Origin of the sequence: Pilimelia terevasa, assembly GCF_014647915.1 — a bacterium.
Classification (GTDB): Bacteria; Actinomycetota; Actinomycetes; order Mycobacteriales; family Micromonosporaceae; genus Pilimelia; species Pilimelia terevasa.
The window spans coordinates 1-20,769 of the sequence record NZ_BMQC01000024.1 but is presented as its reverse complement, the minus strand read 5'-3'; the positions used below and the strand labels follow the sequence as shown (position 1 = coordinate 20,769).

19 protein-coding genes and 2 pseudogenes are annotated in these 20,769 nt (G+C 72.3%); 7 read left to right on the top strand and 14 right to left on the bottom strand.

Going from position 1 to position 20,769, the window contains the following annotated elements:
• Nucleotides 1-2: 2 nt before the first annotated feature.
• The 3 genes from IEY75_RS19840 to IEY75_RS19830 all read left to right on the top strand — a co-directional run bounded on the left by IEY75_RS19840 (nt 3) and on the right by IEY75_RS19830 (nt 1,781).
• On the top strand, nt 3-521 hold the full coding sequence (locus tag IEY75_RS19840) for a DUF6879 family protein (RefSeq protein WP_189115906.1): 519 nt from the start codon (nt 3-5) through the stop codon (nt 519-521).
• The gene (locus IEY75_RS21425) at nt 436-1,344 is read left to right on the top strand and encodes a helix-turn-helix domain-containing protein (RefSeq protein WP_308425722.1); all 909 of its coding nucleotides are present in this window, start codon (nt 436-438) and stop codon (nt 1,342-1,344) included. Before IEY75_RS19840 ends, IEY75_RS21425 begins: the two co-directional genes overlap by 86 nt.
• A gap of 140 nt (nt 1,345-1,484) precedes the next feature.
• Nucleotides 1,485-1,781, top strand: coding sequence for a hypothetical protein (locus IEY75_RS19830; RefSeq protein WP_189115904.1), 297 nt, complete (start codon nt 1,485-1,487; stop codon nt 1,779-1,781).
• 39 nt (nt 1,782-1,820) lie between these two features.
• Here the strand turns inward: IEY75_RS19830 and IEY75_RS19825 are convergent, their stop codons facing one another.
• From IEY75_RS19825 to def, 6 genes are all read right to left on the bottom strand, one after another.
• Nucleotides 1,821-2,597, bottom strand: a complete 777-nt coding sequence (locus tag IEY75_RS19825) for a cobalt-precorrin-6A reductase (protein ID WP_189115903.1) — start codon at nt 2,595-2,597, stop codon at nt 1,821-1,823.
• A complete protein-coding gene (cobM, locus tag IEY75_RS19820) occupies nt 2,594-3,364 on the bottom strand; it encodes a precorrin-4 C(11)-methyltransferase (protein WP_189115902.1) in 771 nt (256 codons plus the stop codon). Before cobM ends, IEY75_RS19825 begins: the two co-directional genes overlap by 4 nt.
• Nucleotides 3,361-4,572, bottom strand: a complete 1,212-nt coding sequence (cbiE, locus tag IEY75_RS19815) for a precorrin-6y C5,15-methyltransferase (decarboxylating) subunit CbiE (protein ID WP_229789939.1) — start codon at nt 4,570-4,572, stop codon at nt 3,361-3,363. Before cbiE ends, cobM begins: the two co-directional genes overlap by 4 nt.
• A gap of 46 nt (nt 4,573-4,618) precedes the next feature.
• The gene (locus IEY75_RS19810; RefSeq protein ID WP_308425721.1) at nt 4,619-5,017 is read right to left on the bottom strand and encodes a pyridoxamine 5'-phosphate oxidase family protein; all 399 of its coding nucleotides are present in this window, start codon (nt 5,015-5,017) and stop codon (nt 4,619-4,621) included.
• Nucleotides 5,018-5,621: 604 nt separating this feature from the next.
• The gene (tsaD, locus tag IEY75_RS19805) at nt 5,622-6,659 is read right to left on the bottom strand and encodes a tRNA (adenosine(37)-N6)-threonylcarbamoyltransferase complex transferase subunit TsaD (RefSeq protein ID WP_189115900.1); all 1,038 of its coding nucleotides are present in this window, start codon (nt 6,657-6,659) and stop codon (nt 5,622-5,624) included.
• Between the two features lie 6 nt (nt 6,660-6,665).
• Nucleotides 6,666-7,190 carry a peptide deformylase gene (def, locus tag IEY75_RS19800; RefSeq protein ID WP_189115899.1) on the bottom strand — a complete coding sequence of 175 codons (525 nt, stop codon included), beginning with the start codon at nt 7,188-7,190 and terminating at the stop codon, nt 6,666-6,668.
• Between the two features lie 115 nt (nt 7,191-7,305).
• Between def and IEY75_RS19795 the strand changes: the two genes are divergently transcribed.
• Nucleotides 7,306-7,923 (top strand): superoxide dismutase, encoded by a 618-nt coding sequence (locus IEY75_RS19795; protein WP_189115898.1) that lies wholly within the window; start codon nt 7,306-7,308, stop codon nt 7,921-7,923.
• Between the two features lie 111 nt (nt 7,924-8,034).
• Here IEY75_RS19795 and IEY75_RS19790 read toward each other — a convergent pair whose 3' ends face one another.
• Complete coding sequence (locus tag IEY75_RS19790; RefSeq protein WP_189115897.1) at nt 8,035-8,298, bottom strand: GlsB/YeaQ/YmgE family stress response membrane protein; 264 nt, start codon at nt 8,296-8,298, stop codon at nt 8,035-8,037.
• Nucleotides 8,299-8,481: 183 nt separating this feature from the next.
• On the bottom strand, nt 8,482-9,846 hold the full coding sequence (locus tag IEY75_RS19785) for an MBL fold metallo-hydrolase (protein WP_189115896.1): 1,365 nt from the start codon (nt 9,844-9,846) through the stop codon (nt 8,482-8,484).
• A 111-nt stretch (nt 9,847-9,957) separates the two neighbouring features.
• Between IEY75_RS19785 and IEY75_RS19780 the strand changes: the two genes are divergently transcribed.
• Nucleotides 9,958-10,890 (top strand): phosphotransferase family protein, encoded by a 933-nt coding sequence (locus IEY75_RS19780; protein WP_189115917.1) that lies wholly within the window; start codon nt 9,958-9,960, stop codon nt 10,888-10,890.
• A 53-nt stretch (nt 10,891-10,943) separates the two neighbouring features.
• Here the strand turns inward: IEY75_RS19780 and IEY75_RS19775 are convergent, their stop codons facing one another.
• The 5 genes and pseudogenes from IEY75_RS19775 to IEY75_RS19760 form a co-directional block, all read right to left on the bottom strand.
• Nucleotides 10,944-11,501, bottom strand: coding sequence for a cysteine hydrolase family protein (locus IEY75_RS19775; protein WP_189115895.1), 558 nt, complete (start codon nt 11,499-11,501; stop codon nt 10,944-10,946).
• Nucleotides 11,498-12,835 carry a helix-turn-helix domain-containing protein gene (locus IEY75_RS19770; RefSeq protein WP_229789938.1) on the bottom strand — a complete coding sequence of 446 codons (1,338 nt, stop codon included), beginning with the start codon at nt 12,833-12,835 and terminating at the stop codon, nt 11,498-11,500. The genes IEY75_RS19775 and IEY75_RS19770 overlap by 4 nt, the downstream gene beginning before the upstream one ends.
• Nucleotides 12,836-13,447: 612 nt before the next feature.
• Nucleotides 13,448-14,013, bottom strand: a pseudogene (locus IEY75_RS21520) (DUF6879 family protein).
• A gap of 169 nt (nt 14,014-14,182) precedes the next feature.
• Entirely contained in the window at nt 14,183-15,235 is a 1,053-nt protein-coding gene (locus tag IEY75_RS19765; RefSeq protein WP_189115894.1) for a ribonucleotide-diphosphate reductase subunit beta, read from the bottom strand.
• Nucleotides 15,226-17,673, bottom strand: a complete 2,448-nt coding sequence (locus IEY75_RS19760; RefSeq protein WP_229789937.1) for a ribonucleoside-diphosphate reductase subunit alpha — start codon at nt 17,671-17,673, stop codon at nt 15,226-15,228. Before IEY75_RS19760 ends, IEY75_RS19765 begins: the two co-directional genes overlap by 10 nt.
• Nucleotides 17,674-18,364: 691 nt before the next feature.
• Here IEY75_RS19760 and IEY75_RS19755 point away from each other — a divergent pair.
• Nucleotides 18,365-19,669: a fibronectin type III domain-containing protein gene (locus IEY75_RS19755; protein ID WP_189115893.1), complete on the top strand. Its 1,305-nt coding sequence runs from the start codon at nt 18,365-18,367 to the stop codon at nt 19,667-19,669.
• 264 nt (nt 19,670-19,933) lie between these two features.
• Entirely contained in the window at nt 19,934-20,437 is a 504-nt protein-coding gene (locus IEY75_RS19750; RefSeq protein WP_189115892.1) for an RICIN domain-containing protein, read from the top strand.
• A 162-nt stretch (nt 20,438-20,599) separates the two neighbouring features.
• Here IEY75_RS19750 and IEY75_RS19745 read toward each other — a convergent pair.
• Nucleotides 20,600-20,769 (bottom strand): annotated as a pseudogene (locus IEY75_RS19745) (lysine 2,3-aminomutase); the annotation flags it as partial.

Sequence of the window (20,769 nt, the reverse complement as noted above, 5' to 3'; positions counted from 1 at the left end):
CGATGTACCAGGAACTGTCCGAAGATGAATTCGTCGCAAAGCTGGAGAATGTCGCGCACTCCCGTTGGCGGATGGAGTTCCAGCGGTACTATGCCAGCGACACCACGCAGCCGCGTTACCAGCAGTGGCTCGCAGACGGGACCGTCGACTGGGCGTACTACGACGAGTGGATCCCGTACATGGAAAAGCTCCGCGCGGAGGGCAAGATCGTCCGACGGATCAAAGTCGTTGACGAGCCACTGAACGACTACTGGCGTTTCACGTACGCGCAGGTGGCCCGACTGGACGCCGCCGGAGACAGCACCCGCTGGCTGAAGCGCAGGGATCTCGTTTTCGATCTGTTCCCCGCCAACGACTTCTACATCCTCGACGGTCGGGAACTCTTGTACCTGCACTTCGACGCCGAGCTTCGGCCGGCGGGATTCTCTCTTGTCGATGATGCTGAACTGGTGGAGGCCGCCACCCGAAGTTTCGCCCGCGCATGGAACATGGCTTCGCCTCACCATGAGTACAGGCCCTGAGGAAGCGCGGATCGCGCTGGGTGCCCGACTCCGTCGAATCCGAAAGCTCGCGGACTTGACGGGTCGAGCCCTGGCTGTCGCTATCGGTGTGCATTTCACGTGGATCAGCAAGATCGAAAATGGTCACCACCTGCCGACCGTGTCTCAATTGAGGGCGTGGTGTCGCTGCTGCCGGGTATCACATCAGGAAGAAGAAGATCTACTGTCGACACTACTCGTTGTCGAGGACGCATACACGCAGTGGCGGACCCGCATCAGAGCTGGGATGCGCAATGCCGGCGGCCGAAACCAGACCTCGCTATATGAATCGACCACAGTTTTCAGAAACTATGAAATCACCGTGGTCCCCGGCATCTTCCAGACCCCTGCGTATACAGCGGCGATCGTGAGGTACTGGCGGGATTTCTACGACCTCCCAGACGACACCGAGGACGTTGTCAAGCTGCGTCAGAGCAGATCTCAGCAGGCGCTGCGGGGTACGAAGCGCGTCCTTGTCGTCTTGGCCGAATCTGTACTTCGGACAAAATACGCAAGCCACAGCGACCACCGGACCCAACTCCGGGAGCTACTGGTAGCCATGAAACGTCCGACAGTCAGCCTGGGAATCGTGCCACAGACGAGGACAGTGAATCCGAGCTCGATCGTCGGTTTCTGGATGTTCGACGAGTCTTCGGTGCTGGTAGAGCTGCCGTCGGCCGAACTGAAAATCACCCGGCCCTGCGAGATCGCCCTGTACCTGCGCATCTTCGAGGACCTGCAGGCGAGCGCGGTCTACGGCGGAGACGCCCGCCGGCTAGTCGCCGCGGTGCTGGCCGAGATGTAGTGCCGCGGTCGCGTGCGTGACGACCGCCCATGTCGGACAGCCGACGCAGGGGCGACCCGGCTGGCGAGGCGCGCCTACAGTTCGGCTCATCGCGGGCGGCGCACCGGTGCCGCTCCACCGGCGGGAGGCGGCGCACCCTGATGCGGTTCAAGCAGATCTGGTCCACCTGGGGGACGGTCGTCGTCGGCCTGTTCCTCGTCGTCCTCGGCATCATGGCCGCCCTCTCACCGGCCCCCCGCTGTGAAGGCGTGCCCATGACGCCGGGTCAGACCTGCGTCGACCGCGGCCGCTTCGGCGCCGAGCGGGTCAACACCTACGACGAGAAAATCCGCACGAACCGGATCGTCCAGTGGGCGGCTCCGGCCGCGGGCGTCGTCCTGCTGATCTTCGGCGGCCTGCGGGTGGCCCGCTCCCGGACCGCCGCCGCGCCCGACTGACCGTCGCCGCCGCTCCCCGACCGCCGCGGCCCGGCTCGCTCAGTCGCGCGCGGCGAGCCACGCCAGCGCCGCCGCCGGGTCGGGCACCGCCCGCACCCCCGCGGGCAGGGCGGGCCGGTCGACGAGCAGCACCGGAATCCCGCGCTCGCGCGCGGCCACCAGCTTCGCCACGGTCGCCGCGCCCCCGCTGTCCTTGCTGACCACCAGGTCGACGGCGTGCCGCGCCAGCAGCGCCCGCTCGCCCTCGACGGTGAACGGGCCGCGGGAGAGCAGCACGGCGCAGTCCGGCGGCAGCGGCCCGTCCGGCGGGTCGACCATCCGCGCGACAAAGTGGACCCCGGCACAGTCCGCGAACGCCGGCAGGCTCTGGCGGCCGGTCGCCAGCAGCACCCGCAGCGGGCGCCCCGACCCGCCGCACTCCGCATTCCGCAGCGCCTCGGCGGCGGCCGCCAGCGACGGCACGCGGTGCCAGCGGTCGCCGGTGCCCTCGGCCCAGCCCGGCCGCTGCACCACCAGCAGCGGTACTCCGACCCGGGCGCAGGCGTCCGCGGCGTTCGCCGTGATCCGCGCGGCGAACGGGTGGGTGGCGTCCACGACGGCGGCGACGCGGTGCGCGCGCAGCCAGTCGGCCAGGCCGTCCGCGCCGCCGAACCCGCCGGCCCGGTGGGTACCGGGCGCCAGCCGCGGCCGGCTCACCCGCCCCGCGAGCGAGGTGGTCACGTGCCACGTCGGGTCCGCGGCCAGCGCCTCGGCGAGCGCCCGCCCCTCGGTGGTACCGCCGAGCACCAGCAACGACCGCGGCCCCGGCGCCGTCACGCCGGCTCTCCGCCGTCCCCGGGCGCGGCGCGGCAGCGGGCGGCCGAGTACAGGTGGCTGTCCGGGAACTGCGCCGCGGTGAGCGCCGCGCCGACCACGACGACGGCGGTCCGGCGGATCCCGGCGGCGTGGACGGCGGCGGCAATGTCCGCCAGCGTCCCGCGCACGATCAGCTCGTCCGGCCGGCTGGCCCGCGCCACGACCGCGACCGGGCAGTCCGCCCCGTACACCGGCAGCAGCTCGGCGACGAGCGCGTCGATCCGCTGGACGGCCAGGTGCAGCACCATCGTGGCCCGGCTGGCCCCCAGGGTCGCCAGGTCCTCGCCGGCCGGCATCGGCGTGGCCCGGGCGGCCGTCCGGGTGAGGATCACCGACTGGGCGACCCCGGGGACGGTCAGCTCGCGGGCCAGGCTGGCGGCGGCGGCCGCGTACGCCGGCACGCCGGGGGTCACGTCGTACGGGACGCCCGCGGCGTCGAGCCGGCGCATCTGCTCGGCCATCGCCGAGTACACCGACGGGTCGCCCGAGTGCAGGCGGGCCACGTCCGCCCCGGCGGCGTGCGCGGCGGTCATCTCGTCGACGATCTCGTCGAGGCTCAGCAGCGCCGTGTCCACCAGGCGCGCGCCGGCCGGGCAGTGGGCGAGGAGGGCGTCGGGGACGAGGCTGCCGGCGTACAGGCACACCGGCGCGGCGGCGACCAGCGCGCGGCCGCGGACGGTGATCAGGTCGGCGGCGCCCGGCCCGGCGCCGATGAAGTGCACGGTCACCGGGTCACCACCCACTGGGTCACCGGCAGCATCGGCCGCCAGGACGTGAAGCCGCCGACGGCGGCGGGCCGGCTCACGGCGATCCGGCTCAGATCCCCGCCGACCGCCGCGCACCAGCGCAGGACCAGCGCCTCGGACTCCATGGTCACCGCGTTGACGACCAGGCGCCCGCCTGGGCGCAGCGCGGCGTGGCACAGGTCCAGCACGCCCGGCGCGGTGACGCCGCCGCCGACGAAGACGGCGTCCGGCGGGGGCAGGTCGGCGAGCGCCGCCGGGGCGGTGCCGACCACGACGGACACCTCCGGTACGCCGAGGGCGGCGGCGTTGACGCCCAGCCGCGCGGCCCGCTCGGGGTCGCGCTCGACGGCGACGGCCCGGCAGGTGCGGTGGGTGCGCGCCCACTCGATGGCGACGCTGCCGGCGCCGCCGCCGACGTCCCAGAGGAGCTGGCCCGGCGCGGGGGCCAGCCGCGCGACGGTGACGGCCCGGATCTCCCGCTTGGTGAGCTGGCCGTCGTGGGCGTACACCTCGTCGGGGAGCCCGGGGACGGTGGGCAGCGGCGGTACACCGGTGGCGCACTCCACGGCCAGCACGTGCAGCGGGTCGACGTCGGCCAGGCCGTCGGCCCAGTCCCGGGCGACGCCGTGCCGGGTGTGCGCGGCCGGGCCGCCGAGCTGCGCGAGGACGGTCAGCCGGCTGTCGGCGAGTCCGCGGGCGACGAGCAGCGCGGCGACCTCGCGCGGGGTGTCGGCGCCCGCGCTGAGCACGAGCAGCCGCCGCCCCGGCTGGACCGCCGGCTGCAGCGCCGCGACCGGCCGCCCGCACGCCGACCGGACGGCGACCTCGTCCAGGGGCCAGCCGAGCCGGGCGGCGGCGAGACTCAGCGCGGAGGGGTGCGGCAGGACGGCCAGCCGGTCGGCGCCGCACAGCCGGCTGAGGGTGGCCCCGATGCCGAACCACATCGGGTCGCCGCTGGCCAGGACGGCTACGCGGCGGCCGGCGTACCGGTCCAGGAGCGCGGGCAGGGCGGGGGTCAGCGGCGTGGGCCAGGGTTCCCGGGCGGCGGTGACGTCGGCGGGCAGCAGGTCGAGCTGGCGGCGGCCGCCCCAGACGACCTCGGCGTCGGCGAGGGCGCGCTGGCTGTCCGCGGCCAGGCCGGCCCAGCCGTCCGCGCCGATCCCGACCACGCTGATCCTGGGTCCGCTCACCACCCGACCGTAGCGGCGGCCGCGCGGGCGGCCGCCACCGGTCCGGCTACAGGGAGCCGAGGACGCGGTCGACGGTGATCTCGATCACGACGCGGGCGGGGTTCTCCCGCGGCGTCCGGTACCGGGCGGCGTAGCGCCGCTCGGCGTCCCGCACGGCCTCGGGCGCGGACCGGATCACGGCCCGGCCCTCCAGCGTGCACCACCGGGCGCCGTCGACCTGGCAGACCGCGACCGGCCCGCGGGCGGCGTTGCGCGCCTTCGCCGTGTCCCCGGAGGTGATGACGCGCACGATGCCGGCGGCCGGGTCGAGGACGGCGCCGACGGGTACCACGTGCGGCCGTCCGTCGGCGCGCAGCGTGGTGAGGGTGCACAGGTGCCGCTGGGTCCAGAACTCGCGCAGGCGCGGGTCGTCGAGGGACAGCCGGTGGCTGCGTCGCGGGGTCACGGGCACCTCCACCGTCCTGGGCCGGCGCCGGTCGGGCCGCCGGTGACGGCGGCGGGGAGCGCCGTCCGCGGCCAGGCTACGGCAGCAGCCCGCCCCGTACGCGGAAACCTGCCCCGCACGGGCGCGGCCCGGCGCGGCGATCGTCGCGCCACCCGGGCGGCGCGGGACGACGGCGGCGCCGCACTCCCTGATGGGGCAGGCCGGGCGGCGGGCCGACCGCCTCGCCCGGGCGGTCGCGACGCGATCGGTGCGGTGGTCAGGCGCGGCGGAACCAGTCGATGTCGCCGCGCGGAACGGTCGGACACTGTGCGTGCGGTTTCATAGGCACTCCGTGGGTCGGCCGGCAATTCGAGACCGCCGGGCAGCCCGATGCTAGCCGCCGGCAGGCGTCGGGGGCTCCACAGGAGACGCATTCTTGACCGTGGATGCAGATAACTCGTCTGTACGGCCAGGTGTGCCGGAGTGGTATCCCACCTCACGGCGCCGTGAACATAACATCCACAGTACACCCGGCCGACCCCGAACGGGGTGGGCTGAGCGCAGCGGTGCGACCACGTCCAGTAAGGACAATACGGCCTCGGGTGCCCGGTCGGCACCTCCGCGGTCAGGTGTTCTCCGGTCCGATCCATGCGTGGGTCAGGACCGCGGAGGGCCGGGCGCCCAGGGTCAGCGGCGCCGGAGCGGCGCCCGCGCGCACAAGCAGGTCGCCGACGGCCGCGATCATCGCGCCGTTGTCGGTGCACAGCCGCGGGGCCGGCACCCGCAGCCGGACCCCGGCCGCCGCGCACCGCTCCTCGGCCAGCCCCCGGACCCGGCTGTTCGCCGCCACCCCGCCGACCAGCAGCAGCGTGTCGGCCGCGTACTCCCGGCAGGCGGCCACGGCCTTGCGCGTGAGGGTGTCCGCGACGGCCTCCTGGAACGAGGCGGCGACGTCGGCCACCGGCGGCGGGCCGTCGTGGCCCTCCACCCAGCGCGCGACGGCGGTCTTCAGGCCGGAGAAGGAGAACCCGTACGCCGGGTCGCGCGGACCGGTCATCGGCCGGGGGAACGCGATCGCCCGGGGGTCGCCGTCGCGGGCCACCCGGTCGATCACCGGGCCGCCGGGGTACGGCAGGCCGAGCAGCCGCGCCACCTTGTCGAACGCCTCCCCCGCCGCGTCGTCGACCGTGTCGCCGAGGTGGACCACCGGGTCGCGGGCCAGGTCGCCCAGCAGCAGCAGCGAGGTGTGCCCGCCGGAGACGACGAGCGCGACGCAGCGCGGCGGGAGCGGGCCGTGCTCCAGCACGTCCACGGCGGCGTGGCCGGCGAGGTGGTGCACCCCGTACAGCGGCACGTCCAGCGCGACGGCGTACGCCTTGCCGGCGGCGAGGCCGACCTGCACGGCCGTGGCCAGGCCCGGGCCGGCGGTCGCCGCGACCGCGTCGACGTCGCGCAGCCGGACGCCCGCCGCGGCGAGCGCCTGGTCGACCATCGGCGTCAGCGCCTCCAGGTGCGCCCGGGCCGCGATCTCCGGCACGACGCCGCCGAACCGCGCGTGCTCGGCCACGCTGGAGGCCAGCGCGTCGCCGAGCAGCACGCCGTCGCGGACCAGGCCGACGCCGGTCTCGTCGCAGGAGGTCTCGATGCCGAGGATCAGGGGCACGGCCGGTCAGCTCCGGCTCAGGCCGGTGGCCTTGAGGATGCGCCGGCGCTCCTTGGCGGGCAGCCGGTCGACGTAGACCATGCCCTCCAGGTGGTCGACCTCGTGCTGGAGGCAGCGGGCCAGCAGGCCGGTGCCGACGATCTCCACCGGCTGCCCGGTCATGTCCACGCCGGTGACCCGGGCCTGCGAGGGCCGGGCCAGCTCGCCCTGCTCCCCGGGGACCGACAGGCAGCCCTCGTCGTCGTCGTCGAGTTCGCGCGGCGGCGGGGGCAGGTGCAGGACCGGGTTGACCACGTGGCCGACCTGGTGGGCGTCGCTGGCGTCGGGGCAGTCGTAGACGAACACCCGGGCGTCGACGCCGATCTGGTTGGCGGCCAGGCCCACGCCGTTGGCCGCGTACATGCTGGCGAACATGTCGGCGACGAGCGCCGCCAGCGCGTCGTCGAACGCGGTCACCTCGGCGCAGCGGCGGTGCAGCACCTCGGTGCCGTAGTACGTGATCGGCCGGGCCTCACCGGCGGGGACAGTCATGGGTCCCATCTTCGCGCGCCAGTCGGGACGCCGCCCCGCCGGGGCGGACCCTCGGTAGGCTTCGACGGCAGGCACGATCACAGACCGCACAGATTGCCTCAGGAGGGTTTGTCTGATGAGCACGTACACCCTGCCGGACCTGCCGTACGACTACGGCGCGCTCCAGCCGGCGATGGCCGGGGAAATCCTCGAACTGCACCACGGCAAGCACCACGCCGCGTACGTCAAGGGCAGCAACGACACCCTCGACCAGATCGCCGAGGCGCGGGACAAGGGCGCGCTGGGCGGGCTGGTGGGCCTGGAGAAGACGCTGGCGTTCAACCTGTCGGGCCACGTCCTGCACTCGATCTTCTGGAAGAACCTGTCGCCGGACGGCGGCGACCGCCCCGACGGCGAGCTGGCGGCGGCGATCGACGAGCACTTCGGCTCCTTCGAGTCGTTCTCGTCCCACCTGTCGACGGCGACCAAGGGGGTCCAGGGCTCGGGCTGGGGCGTGCTGGCCTGGGAGCCGCTGGGCCGGCGGCTGCTGGTCGAGCAGGTGTACGACCACCACGGCAACGTGGGGCAGGGCAGCATCCCGATCCTGGTCTTCGACGCCTGGGAGCACGCCTACTACCTCCAGTACCGCAACGTCCGCCCCGACTACGTGGACCAGCTCTGGAACCTGGTCAACTGGGCCGACGTCCAGCAGCGGTTCGCCGCGGCCGTGGCCGCGAACGTCACCCTGGGCTGAGCGGCGGGGGGTCGCCGCACACCGCCAGCGCGGCGACCCGCCCCCGGCACACACGTCGACGGGCGGCCGCGCGGGATGCGCGACCGCCCGTCGAGGCCGGTGTGGGAGCGGTCAGGCGCGGCGACCCGCGATCGCCCGGTAACCCAGAAGCAGCAGGATCGATCCGATGATCGCCGTCAGCCAGGTGCTGACGTCGAAGAAGCCGTCCACCGGGTCGACGCCGAACAGCGCCGAGCCGAGGAAGCCGCCGAGCAGCGCGCCGACGATGCCGATCACCATCGTGATCAGGATGCCGCCCGGGTCCCGCCCCGGCAGAAGCTGCTTCGCGATCAGGCCGGCCAGCAGGCCCAGCACGATCCAACCCAGAATTCCCATGTCCACTCCTCGGGTCCTGCCCACTCGTTGTTGACGTGGGCGCTGAGTTTGTTCCCGCTGCCCAGGAGCGCGAAACCAGCGAGACCAGGCCGTTACCGAGCGCGGGACATCCGCCCGGTTCGCCACAAACGACCGTCCATCCAGGTCGCTTGGAGTAGCGAGACAACTACCAAGAGTTTCGGACTAGGCGGTCGGCTGCGGCGCGGCCCACGCCGCGTAGCCGCCGCGCAGGTCGCTCACCGGCACCGCCACCCCCGCCCGGCGCAGCAGCGAGGCCGCGACCGAGGAGCGGTACCCGCCCGCGCAGTGCACCACCAGCGGGCGGTCCGCCGGCACCTCCGCCAGCCGGGCCGGCAGCTCCGCGAGCGGGATGTGCACCGCCTCCGGCAGGTACGCCCCGCCCTCGCGCTCGCCCGGGTTGCGCACGTCCAGCACCCGCGGGGGCGCCTCGCCGGCCAGGGCGGCGCGCAGCTCCGCGGCCTCCACCCGAGGAACGCCGACCCACTCCCCCGCCGGCACCTGCGGGCCGAGGACCCCGCGCAGCGTGTCGAAGCCCACCCGCGCCAGCCGCGCCACCGCCTCGTCCGCCCGGCCCGGCGGCACCACCAGCAGCAGCGGGGTGTCGGGGCTCAGCACCGTGCCGGCGGTCTCGGCGAAGCGGCCCTCCAGCGGTACGTTCACCGCGCCCGGCAGGTGGCCCGCGGCGAAGGCGTCGGCGTCCCGCGCGTCCAGGACCGTCGCGCCCGCCGCCCGCGCCGCCTGCGCGTCCGCCCACTCCAGGGTCGGCACCGGCGCCGCGCCGAACAGCGGGCGCTGGCGCTTGTTCAGCGCCGCGGCGAACGCGAAGTAGCCCGGCGCCGCCTTCTGGCCCTCGGTGACCAGGGCGACGAACTCCCGCTCGCCCATCGGCGCGCAGGCGTAGTTGTCCCGCCGCTGGGCGCCGATCGTGGACTGCCGCTCGGCGGACAGGCTCTTGCCGCAGGACGAACCCGCCCCGTGGCCGGGGAACACCCGCACCTCGTCGGGCAGCTCCATCAGCCGCCGGATCGACCGGTACAGCATCCCGCCCAGCTCCTGCGCGGTCACGCCGACCGAGGACAGCAGGTCCGGGCGGCCGACGTCGCCGACGAACAGCGTGTCGCCGGTCAACACGCCGTAGGGCACGGGGTCGGCGGCCCGCTCGCGCACCACGATGCTGATCGACTCCGGCGTGTGCCCCGGCGTCTCCAGCACCGTCAGCGTCACGTCGCCGAGGGCGATCGTCTCGCCCTCGGCCAGCCGCCGCACCGGATACTCGGTGTCGGCCCGGCGCCCGTACCCGATCCACGCGCCGGTCGCCGCGGCGACCTCCAGGTGCCCGGCCACGAAGTCCGCGTGGAAGTGGGTGTTGATCACGCCCTCGACGGTGAGCCCGAGGGCGGCGCACTCGGCCAGCAGCTCCCCCGGGTCGCGGCGCGGGTCGACGATGATCGCGCGGCCGGTGCCCTCGTCCGCGACCAGGTACGACGCCTGGGACAGGCACTCCAGGTAGTACTGCCGCATCAGCATCCGACGATGGTCGCACGAGGCGCCCGCGGCCCACCAGACGGCCGCCCGGGAAAGCCGCACAAAGTGGGCGCCTTCCCCGGCGGCGGCCGGTCTAGCGTGGCATCCGTGACGATGCTGCCCGAAGCGCACACCGAGGACGCGTACGACGAGATCTGCGACGACGAGGACGCCCTGCGGCCCGGCGTCGCCGGCCTGCTGCGCCGGCTGGGCGTGGACCCCGGCGACCTGACCCGGTACCCGACCGGCTCCCTGCCCGTCTACGCCGCGGGTGACCGCGTGCTGAAACTGTTCCCCCAGGTGCACCGCGACGAGTACCCCGTCGAGGCCGGCGTGCTGGCGGCCGTGGAGGGGGCGCTGCCGATCCCGACGCCGCCGCTGTACGCCGCCGGGGAGCACGACGGCTGGGGGTACGTGCTGATGGGCCGGCTGACCGGCACGCCCCTGACCGACGTCTGGCCGCGCCTGGACCGCCAGGGGCGCGACCGGCTCGCCGACCAGCTCGGCCTGGCGCTGGGCGTCCTGCACTCGCTGACCCTGCCCGACATCACCCCGTGGTGGCCCGCGGACTGGGCCGACTTCGTGGCCACCCAGCGGGCCAACTGCGCCGCCCGCCAGCGCGCGCTCGGCCTGGCCCCCGCGCTGGTCGCCAGCATCCCGGACGCCCTGGCCGCGCTCCGGCCGCCCACCCGGGAGCCGGTCCTGCTGCACACCGAGGTGCTGGCCGAGCACCTGCTGGTGACGCCCGACGAGCGCGGCTGGCGACTGACCGGCCTGTTCGACTTCGAGCCGGCGATGCGCGGCGACCCGGAGTACGAGTTCGTCAGCCTCGGCGTCTTCGTCGCCCGCGGCGACGGCCGCTTCCTGGGCCGCACGCTGCGGGCGTACGGCTACACCGACACCGAACTCACGCCGATGCTCAGCGACCGGCTCCTGGCGTGGGCGCTGCTGCACTACTACAGCAACGTCCCCGCGTGGCTCGCCCAGCTCGCGCACCGCCCGGCCACCCTGGCCGAGGCCGCCACAGCGCTCTTTCCGGTCGCCTGAGCCTTTCCACCTGGACGTGGCGGCTGTCTCCCCGAACCGGGACAGCCGCCGCGTCACACCCGGCGCGGGCGACTGGTCAGCGCGGTGAGCGCCTGGTCGGCGGTGATGACCTGGCCGGCGCCGATGAAGCGACGGATCACCAGGAGGCCCGCCTCGTGCGCGGCCCGGCCGGCGTGGCTGCCGCACGCGTCGGCCACTACCCACGGGGTCAACCCACGCTCGAAGGCGTCGACGGCGGTCTTGCAGACGCACGACTCGGTGGCGAGGCCACAGAGGAACAGGTCCGACCATCCCGCCGCGCGGATCGCCGCTTCCATCTCCGGCACGAATGCCGTGTACGCCGGCTTCTCCACCACCAGCCCGGCCTTGCCGGCGAACGGCCGCAACGGGTCCACCAGATCGGTCTCCGGCGACACCATCAGTCGGGTCCACCCGATCAGTCGGTCGTAGGGGCTGCCGGGCCGGTTGACGAAGCGGGTGAAAACCGTGTCACCGCCCGCCGCCTGCCACTTGCCCACCAGATCGACGACCGCGGGGACCACGGCGCGGGACTGCTCCCGCACGAACCCGTTCTGCACGTCGACCACCACCAGCACCGCCCCGCCGGTCATCTCGACGGACCCCTTTCCGTCTCCCGCAGTACCTCGACCACCGCGTCCAGTTGGCGGGTGAGGCCGCTGGTGTCCAGTACGGCGTCGCGCAGGGAATGGTGCTGTCCATCCTCCCTCGGCCGCGGAACCCCGACCCGCCACCGCAGGCCGCGGAGGTACCTCCAGCCGTACTCGGCCGGAACCGCGGGGTCGCGACCTTCCTCGACCTGACGAAGGATCTCATGCGTGTAACACCAGATCGCCTGGACCGACAGTTGGCAGGCCACCAGCTCACCGATCGTCAGCGCCTGCTGTGCCGCCACGGGATGGTAGGCGACCCCTGACCACGAGGCGTAGCCGACGGACACGCCGCGCACGCCGAACGACGTGAGGTCTGGGCGGTGGACGTCACCATCGCGCAGTAGAACTCGCTCCAACGCCTCCGCTCGGGTGCGAAGCGTAGCCTCGTCGGCCGCACACCCCGCCCGGTCGAGCAGGACCGACGGCATCGCCAGTAGCCGCACCGCGCTGTCGAGCCGTTCCGCCCGCCACGCGGCCCGGTGGAGCCAGTACAGGGAGAATACGTACGGGCTGATGATCCGGGGATCACCAGTCACCTCGCGTAGCACGCTCTCCGCCCAGTTCCGCGATGTCGCGTAGGTAGACCGCCGCCAGGCTGCAAGTTCGGCGATGGAACCCATCCGAAGCTGCTCTCTGAGGTGGACGACGGCGACCCCGAACGGCCACAGATAGAGCCTTGCACCGGTCGTGGCGAGGCTCCGGTACCGGCACTGCGTCCAACCGTGCTGCGCGTCGGCGTACCCTCCGCCTGACGTCAGCCGAGCAATCTGACCGGGACCGACCAGCGCCGGAATGAACTTGTGGGACTCCACTAAAACGTCGGCCGCCGGTGCACCTCCGAGCTGGCCGAACAGCTCAGCCGGCGCCGCATCGAACGCCGCACACCACAGCCGCAGATACATGTCGTCGGGCAGGACGGTCGCGCCGCGTTCGATCCGCGATATCTGCTTGATGACGGTTGGCAGCGCCGCGGGCACCGGGAGCCCCAGCCGCTCGCCGAGTACCTGAAACTCGCGGGCCAGCCTCGACTGGCTCCATCCGCGACTACGGCGGAGTCCGGCGGTCGGAGAAAACAGACGCCGCTGCCTCGGCTCAGGCTGTGCCGTGGACATCGATGGTGTCCTCCCCTGTCCACCACTGTCGGCTAGGTAGGCGCTCTGCCGCTTGGTCTGATGAGAGCACCGGGCCGCCAGAGTACGCCGTTCGCCGGCCCGGAACAGGCCGGCGACGCTCCTGCCCTCGTGGTCTGGAGTGACGTTGTCAATGTCGATCACGAGGAGGCTCGATGTCGGTGCCCGCGCCGCTGGTTACTTCCCTCCGGTCCTGCCCCGGCTGGTGTGACGTACCTCGGCCGACGAGCCTGCGCCCACACGTCCACACCCGACTTCTTGGAATCGTGCCTGTTCCGCGGGGTCATGCTCGGACGACGAACGCGGATGTCCTGCTGCGCCTGTACCCGGGAACCACCCGTCCCGTCGTCGCGCTGCGCACGGACGGGGTGCCGGACTTCGGCGTACTCGCAGTCCGCCGACTCGTCACCTTGCTGATCGAAGCGGAGCGGATCATGCGGAGCACGCCGTGAATGTACGAGAATTTCTCAACTACGCCAGAAACCAGATCGCTGTCATCGACGGGTTGCTCGCTCAGCACCGCCCCGGCGTGGGCGGCTGCTGCGGATGTGGCCGACCCGAGCCGTGTTCCCATGCCGTGACGCTGACCCACCGCCGCGCACACTACGCGCGGCGGATCAGCGACCTGGATGCCTGACCAGTCGACGAGTTCACGGGCATTGAGGCGAGCGTCCTTGCGGATCCGCCTCAACCGGATACCCAGTCCTAGCCGACCGTCGGCGTGGTCCTTAGCCGGCCTGGTACTCATGGTGCTCGTCAGACCGACTCCAGAAGTTCGTGAAGATGTCCGCCACTACTGCGACCCACCCAGTCTTCGATCATGATCCGCTTGACCACCCTGCCGTTTCCGTCGAAGAACAGGTACACCAACTTTTCGTCGTCCAACACATAGAAGTCGGCGGCCGGTAGGCCCAACGGTGGTAGTCGTTCAGCGGTTCACACACGACCTTCACCCGTCGGATCTGACACCCGCGGCGGGTCAGACCTTCCACCATCGGAACGAAATCTGCGTAGTACGCCGGCTGCGTGCTCTCGCCCCGGCGCCAGCGTTCGACCTGCTCCACATCCGCGGGCACGCCGTATGGATCGCGAAGCTCGACGTGAGCCCACGACAGGCGAATCCCGTTCAGACAGTCTAGGAACGCGTGGCGGTCCAGTTCCTTCACCAGGCTTGTGCCTTGAGGAGCGGCAACATCCGTGCCGGATTCTCCACCACGGCCTCGCCCTCCGGTACATCCAATGTGGCTAGGGCATCCCGATCGGTGACCACCCACCCCTGAACGAGAAAGCTGTCGCGGTCGGTGCGATACAGAGAGGGACATTCAACTTTGGGCAGCAAAATGGACCTCCGGTTGGCGGCCCGCGAAAGTTTCCCTTGGCCGATACCACCACGTGCCCGCAGTCGGATCGACCCCTGAACCGCGACGCGACCCGTCACGCGCGGTGCGCGCGACGGGTCGCATTCTCTCGGAGGGAGCGGAGTGGCGCCTGCTAGAAGTCGTCGTCGAAGGTGACGGCGCCGGTGACGCCGACCTGGTACGACGAGACGCGGCGCTCGAAGAAGTTGCTCAACTCCTGGACGTCCTGCAACTCCATGAAGGCGAACGGGTTGCTGGCGCCGTACATCGGCTCCAGGTGCAACTGCGCGAGCCGGCGGTCGGCGACGTGCTCCAGGTACTGGCGCATGTCCGCGATCGGCAGCCCCGACACGCCGGTCTCCAGCAGGTCCTCGGCGAACTGCGTCTCGCACTCGACGGCCTCGCGCAGCATGTCGCGGACCTGCTGCGCCATCGACTCGTCGAACAGTTCCGGCTCCTCGCGGCGCACCTGCTCCACCACGTCGAAGGCGAAGGCCATGTGCATCGACTCGTCGCGGAAGACCCAGTTGGTGCCCGAGGCCAGGCCGTGCAGCAGCCCGCGCGAGCGCAGGAAGTACACGTAGGCGAACGCCCCGTAGAAGAACAGCCCCTCGATGCAGGCGGCGAAGCAGATGAGGTTCAGCAGGAACTTGCGCCGGTCGTCGGCGGTCTTCAGCTCCCGCATGTCGAAGACCTTGTCGATCCACTTGAAGCAGAACTCGCCCTTGCGGCGGATCGACGGGATGTTCTCGATCGCCGAGAACGCCGCCGCCCGGTCCTCGTCGCCGGGGACGTAGGTGTCCAGCAGGTTCAGGTAGAACTGGACGTGCACCGCCTCCTCGAAGAGCTGCCGCGACAGGTACAGCCGCGCCTCCGGGGAGTTGATGTGCTGGTACAGGTTGAGCACCAGGTTGTTGGCGACGATCGTGTCGCCGGTGGCGAAGAACGCCACCAGCCGGCTGACCATGTGCTGCTCGGCGGGCGTGAGCTTGGCCAGGTCGGCGAGGTCGGAGTGCAGGTCGACCTCCTCGACGGTCCAGGTGTTCTTGATCGCGTCGCGGTACCGGTCGAAGAAGTGCGGGTAGCGCATCGGCCGCAGGGTCAGGTCGAGGCCCGGGTCGAGCAGCAGTTGCCTGCCGCCGCCGCGCGGGTGGGGAATGGGTGCGGTGGTGGTCGTCACTGACATGCCTCGCAGGACTCGGGGTTCTCCAGGGAGCAGGCCACGGCGTCGGCGTCGACGGCGGCGGCCGGGATGAGGGCGTCGTCGACCGCGACCAGCGGGGCGATCTCCGGGTCGCCGCCCAGCCCGTGACTGGTGCCGTTGAGCTGGAGCTGGCCGGGCACGCTGACGGTGGCCTGCTGGATCCGGGTCGCCGGCCGCGACCGCAGGTAGTACGTGGTCTTCAGGCCGCTGGCCCAGGCGTACCGGTACATCGAGGACAGCTTGCCGATGGTCGGCGAGGCCAGGAACAGGTTCAGCGACTGCGACTGGTCGATGTACGGCGAGCGCGCGGCCGCCAGGTCGATCAGCGCCCGCTGCGGCAGCTCCCACGCGGTGCGGAACAGCTCGCGGACGTCCGCCGGCAGTGCGGCCACGCCCTGCACCGAGCCCTCGGACCGCTTGATCTCCTCGCGGACCTCGGCCGTCCACAGCCCGCGGGCCTTGAGCGCCTGGACGAGCGCGTTGTTGATCTGGAGGAACTCCCCGGACAGCGTCTCGCGCTTGAACAGGTTGGACACCTGTGGCTCGATGCACTCGTAGCAGCCGGCGATCGACGCGATGGTGGCCGTCGGCGCGATGGCGATGAGCAGCGAGTTGCGCAGCCCGTGCACGCCGACCCGCTCGCGCAGCGCCGCCCACCGGGCAGTCTGCGTGGGAGTGACGCCCCACAGGTCCGGCTGGAGCTTGCCCTGCGCCGCCCGGGTCTGCGGGTACGCGGGGTGCGGCCCGGCCTCCTTGGCCAGGTCGCAGGAGGTCTCCAGCGCCGTCAGGTAGATCTCCTCGGAGATCCGCGTGGACAGCTCCTTGGCCTCGGGCGAGTCGAAGGGCAGCTTCCGGGCGAAGAAGACGTCCTGGAGGCCCATCAGCCCGAGGCCCACCGGGCGCCAGCGCGGGTTGGACGCCGCCGCCTGGTCGCTCGGGTAGTAGTTGATGTCGATCACGCGGTCCAGGAACGTGACCGCGGTGCGCACCGTCTCGCGCAGCTTCTCCCAGTCGACCCCGGCGTCGCCGTCGAGGTGCCGGGCCAGGTTGACCGAGCCGAGGTTGCAGACCGCGGTCTCCCCGTCGCTGCACACCTCGATGATCTCGGTGCACAGGTTGGACAGGTGGACGACGTCGCCGGCCGCGGTCTGGTTGCACGTGCGGTTGGAGGCGTCCTTGAACGTCATCCAGCCGTTGCCGGTCTGGGCCAGCGTGCGCATCATCTTGCCGTACAGGTCGCGGGCCTTGACCTGGCGCACGTACCGCCCGTCGGCCTCCGCCCGCCGGTACGCCGCGTCGAACTCCTCGCCCCACAGGTCGACCAGCTCGGGCATCTCGTTGGGGTCGATCAGCGACCACGTCTCGTCGGCGTCCACCCGGCGCATGAACTCGTCCGGGATCCAGTTGGCCAGGTTGAGGTTGTGGGTGCGCCGGGCGTCCTCGCCGGTGTTGTCGCGGAGCTGGAGGAACTCCTCGATGTCCGGGTGCCACGGCTCCAGGTAGACGCACGCCGCGCCCTTGCGCCGGCCGCCCTGGTTGACCGCGGCGACGCTGGCGTCCAGCGTGCGCAGCCACGGGACGATGCCGTTGGAGTGGCCGTTGGTGCCGCGGATGAGCGCGCCCCGCGAGCGCACCCGCGACCAGGAGATGCCGATGCCGCCGGCGAACTTGCTGAGCTGCGCGACCTGGGCGTACCGCTCGTAGATCGAGCCCAGCTCGTCACGCGGGGAGTCCACCAGGTAGCAGGAGGACATCTGGGTGTGCCGGGTGCCGGAGTTGAACAGCGTCGGCGAGGACGGCAGGTAGGCCAGCGAGGACATCAGCCGATAGAAGCCGACCGCCTCCTCGGGCGTGCGGGACAGGCCGCAGGCCACCCGCAGCAGCCAGTACTGCGGGGTCTCGACGACCTGGCGGGTCTCGGGGTGCCGCAGCAGGTACCGGTCGTAGACGGTGCGCAGGCCGAAGTACTCGAACCGGCGGTTGTTGTCCGGGTCGACCGCCGCGTCGAGCCGGGCGGCGTGCGCGGTGACGAAGGCCAGCGCGGCGTCGCCGACCAGGCCCTCGGCGTGGCCGAGCGCGACCGAGTCCGTGAAGCTGCCGACGCCCTGCGCCCGCACCTCCTCGTCGATGCCGGCGGCGAGCAGCCGGGCGGCGAGCCGGGAGTACTGCGGCTCCTCGCCGATCAGTTCGGCGGCGGTGTGGATGAGCAGGCGGTCTAGGTCCGCGCGGCCGGCGCCCGCGGGCAGCCCCGCGAGGGCCTTGGCGACGACCCGCTGCGGCTCCACGTCCGCCAGGTCGGCGGCGAGCGCCCGGACCGCCGCCAGGACGTCCGCCGCGCCCGGGGCGCCGTCACCGGCACTCCGGGCCTGGGTGGGCACACCCGCCGAAGTGACCGCCGTTCGCATGTCGGTGACCGTCAACCCTGCCTCCTCGCACCTTCAGCCATCTGAGCACCGGCCGGAGTGCTCCGGGCACGCGTCATCGGCGGGCGGCGCTGCCTCTGGCGCCGTCCGACCTGCGTCGTGCCGGAAAACTCGGACCGCTCGCCGGTCGCGGGCGCGCGCGGTGTCGTCACCGCCGCGTGCCGGGACCGGTCCGCTACGAATAGTGATGCTCCGCCGTCCCCGCGTGAAGCCGGCGGTTCAGTCGTACGGACACCATATCTGGGTGTCGCCCGATAAGCACAACCCAACATGTCGTGTCGGCGTGTCGGAGTTTCGGCGGCCACTCGGCCGGGGGCCGGGGCCACGCGACGACGCGCGGTCTGCCATGATGGCGGCCGCGCGGAGCCGCCGCACACCCCGCCGCGGGCGGCCGCGCCGGCTCCCGGCACAGCGCCGCGCCGGCTCCCGAGGTAGCGCCCCGGAGGCCACTGGCGCGCAATTGCCACGGCGAGGAAATCGCACCCTTCCGGACTGTCGCCCATTCCTGGTGACCACCGCAGATTCCCGATAGTGGTGCGCGCTGCCCAAGATCCAATTGGCCTTAAGATCGTTACGCACATTTGGGGAGGATTTCTACGTATTCATTGTGAATGGAGACTCTGTGCTGACCCAGTCGAGAGGTCGAGGCGTCGGACGGCGCGCCGGCCGCCTGCTGCTCGGTGGCGTGATGGCCCTGATGGGTTCGGCCGTCGTCGTCACGACGACCGCCTCCCCGGCCTTCGCCTGCCACGGGTTGCTCTACGCCAACCCGGTGCGCGGCGCCACGGGCTTCACCTTCGAGGTGACGTCGAGCTTCGCCACTGCCTCGAACATGACCGCCCAGGCCAACAACGGCACCGCCAGCCTGAGCGGCACCACCTGGTCCACCGGACAGCAGCCGATCATCGCCACCGTCACCGGGCTGACCGCCGGCCAGTCGGCGACGGTCCAGTTCAACGCCAGCCTCACCGGCGGCGGCACCGCCTGCTCCAGCTACACCAACGCCGCGCTGGAGGCGGCCGCGGTCGCGCCGACGCTGAGCACGGCGACCCCCACCGCCGACGGGTTCACCGTCGACGTCACCGACTACGACGCCACCCGGTACGACTACGTGGTGAGCGCCACCAACGGCGGCGCGGCCACGGTCGACAGCAACGGCCTGGTCACCGTCACCGGGCTCAGCCCCGGCCAGAGCGCGGTCCTGACCGTGCAGGTGACGGCGAAGAACGGCTCGGGCTTCACCGGTACCGCCAGCTCGACCCGCAACGGCGCGGCGATCGACCCGACGCCGCAGCCCCCGGCCACGCCGGCCGCCCCGACCGCCGTGGCAGGGGACAGCGCCGTGAAGGTGAGCTGGGCGGCCCCGGCCGCCAACGGCTCGGTGATCACCGGGTACACGGTCACCGCGCACCCCGGCGGCGCCACGTGCGAGACCGAGGCGTCCGAGCGGATGTGCATCATCGGCGGCCTGACCAACGGCACGGCGTACACGTTCAAGGTCGTCGCCTCCTCGAACCGGGGCGACTCGGCGGCGAGCCCCGCCAGCAACAGCGCCACGCCGACCGCGGTGAACAACAAGGACCTGGCGATCAACAAGCCCAGCGTCGAGCCCGGCTCGACGGTGACGCTGACCGCCACCGGGTACCAGCCCGGCAGCTCGGTGGACTTCTACCTGTTCTCCAGCCCGGTCTACCTCGGCGCCGCCATCGCCGGCAACAACGGCATCGCGGTCCTGCTCGCCAAGCTGCCCCCCGGCTACATCGGACAGCACACGGCCCGGGCGATCGGCATCGGCCTCAACGGCCTGCCGCTGAGCCAGGACATCGCGGTCCTCATCGCGGCCGCCGCGGGCGGCGGTGGCGGCGGCGGGCTGCCCGTCACCGGCAGCCACCGGCTGCCGTACCTGGCGGGCGGCGCGGTGGCGCTGCTGGCGCTCGGCTCCGGCCTGCTCTACACCGTGCGGCGCCGCCGTACGGCCGGCACCCCCGCCTGACCGGGCACCTCCGCCGTGCCAGGCCCGATCGGCCGTCGTCCGCACCCGCGGGCGGCGGCTGATCGGCCGTGGGATCCGCGCAGCGGTCGCCCTTGTCCGACATCTCTCATTGCCGGCCCCGCGAAAAAGAGCGGCGCATCCCCGCCCGACCCGCACCGGCGCTCCTAGCATGACGACCATCCGATCTGGAATCCGGCCGCGCTCTGCCCCGCGGCCGGCGCACCGTTTCCCGCCCGCGACGGCGCACCTCTGGGAGGTCCACTCATGCTTCGCCGTACGCTCCACCCGCTCAGGACGGCCGGTGTCCTGCTGGCCGGCCCGCTCGCCGTCCTCACCCTGGCGGCACCCGCCCCGGCGTCGGCCGCCCCCCGGGTGGCGACACTGGTCAGCCGCCAGGACAGCCGGTGCATGGACGCCGACGTCTCCGGCTCCACCCACAACGGCACCAGAATCCAGGGTTGGCAGTGCAACGGCTGGGCCAACCAGAGCTGGGACTTCCGCACGGACGGCACCATCGTCAGCCGGCACGACGGCCGCTGCCTCGACGAGGACATCGCCGGCGGCACCCACAACGGCACGAAGGTCCAGCTCTGGGACTGCAACGGCTGGCTCAACCAGAAGTGGACGGCCCACGGCGACGGTACGGTCGTCAGCCGCCACGACGGGCGGTGCCTGGACCTGGACGTGGCCGGCGGCACGCACAACGGCAGCAGGATCCAGGTGTGGGACTGCAACGGCTGGGCCAACCAGAAGTGGGACCGCCGCTGAGCGGTCGCCGACACGGCGATGGGCGGGCCGCCCCACCGACGACCCGCCCATCCACTTCCCGACCACGGAGGGGATCCGCGTCGGCCGCCGGACGAGGTGGCGCCCCACCGCCACCGGTCCGCACCCACCCACCAGGGCGCGGAGGGTCCGGCGGGAGGTGCCCTACTCCGCTACCCGCGGGGTAGGGACCTGGGCCTGGTGCTCGGCGGCCCACCACTGCTGGCCGGCCGGCGGCAGCGTGTCGATCGGGTCGTAGTACGCGTACTCCCGCGACGTCGCCTCCACATCAGCAGACTCAATCGACGTCCGATAATTCTTCGTCCAGTACGACA

Bases quoted from the DNA above. Each gene is read 5' to 3' on its own strand.
- IEY75_RS21425 (WP_308425722.1), top strand. From the start codon at position 436: ATGATGCTGAACTGGTGGAGGCCGCCACCCGAAGTTTCGCCCGCGCAT.
- def (WP_189115899.1), bottom strand. From the start codon at position 7,190: ATGACTGTCCCCGCCGGTGAGGCCCGGCCGATCACGTACTACGGCACC.
- IEY75_RS19830 (WP_189115904.1), top strand. From the start codon at position 1,485: ATGCGGTTCAAGCAGATCTGGTCCACCTGGGGGACGGTCGTCGTCGGC.
- IEY75_RS19785 (WP_189115896.1), bottom strand. From the start codon at position 9,846: ATGCTGATGCGGCAGTACTACCTGGAGTGCCTGTCCCAGGCGTCGTAC.
- IEY75_RS19775 (WP_189115895.1), bottom strand. From the start codon at position 11,501: ATGACCGGCGGGGCGGTGCTGGTGGTGGTCGACGTGCAGAACGGGTTC.
- IEY75_RS19765 (WP_189115894.1), bottom strand. From the start codon at position 15,235: ATGTCAGTGACGACCACCACCGCACCCATTCCCCACCCGCGCGGCGGC.
- IEY75_RS19790 (WP_189115897.1), bottom strand. From the start codon at position 8,298: ATGGGAATTCTGGGTTGGATCGTGCTGGGCCTGCTGGCCGGCCTGATC.
- IEY75_RS19795 (WP_189115898.1), top strand. From the start codon at position 7,306: ATGAGCACGTACACCCTGCCGGACCTGCCGTACGACTACGGCGCGCTC.
- IEY75_RS19755 (WP_189115893.1), top strand. From the start codon at position 18,365: ATGGCCCTGATGGGTTCGGCCGTCGTCGTCACGACGACCGCCTCCCCG.
- IEY75_RS19750 (WP_189115892.1), top strand. From the start codon at position 19,934: ATGCTTCGCCGTACGCTCCACCCGCTCAGGACGGCCGGTGTCCTGCTG.
- IEY75_RS19780 (WP_189115917.1), top strand. From the start codon at position 9,958: ATGCTGCCCGAAGCGCACACCGAGGACGCGTACGACGAGATCTGCGAC.
- IEY75_RS19840 (WP_189115906.1), top strand. From the start codon at position 3: ATGTACCAGGAACTGTCCGAAGATGAATTCGTCGCAAAGCTGGAGAAT.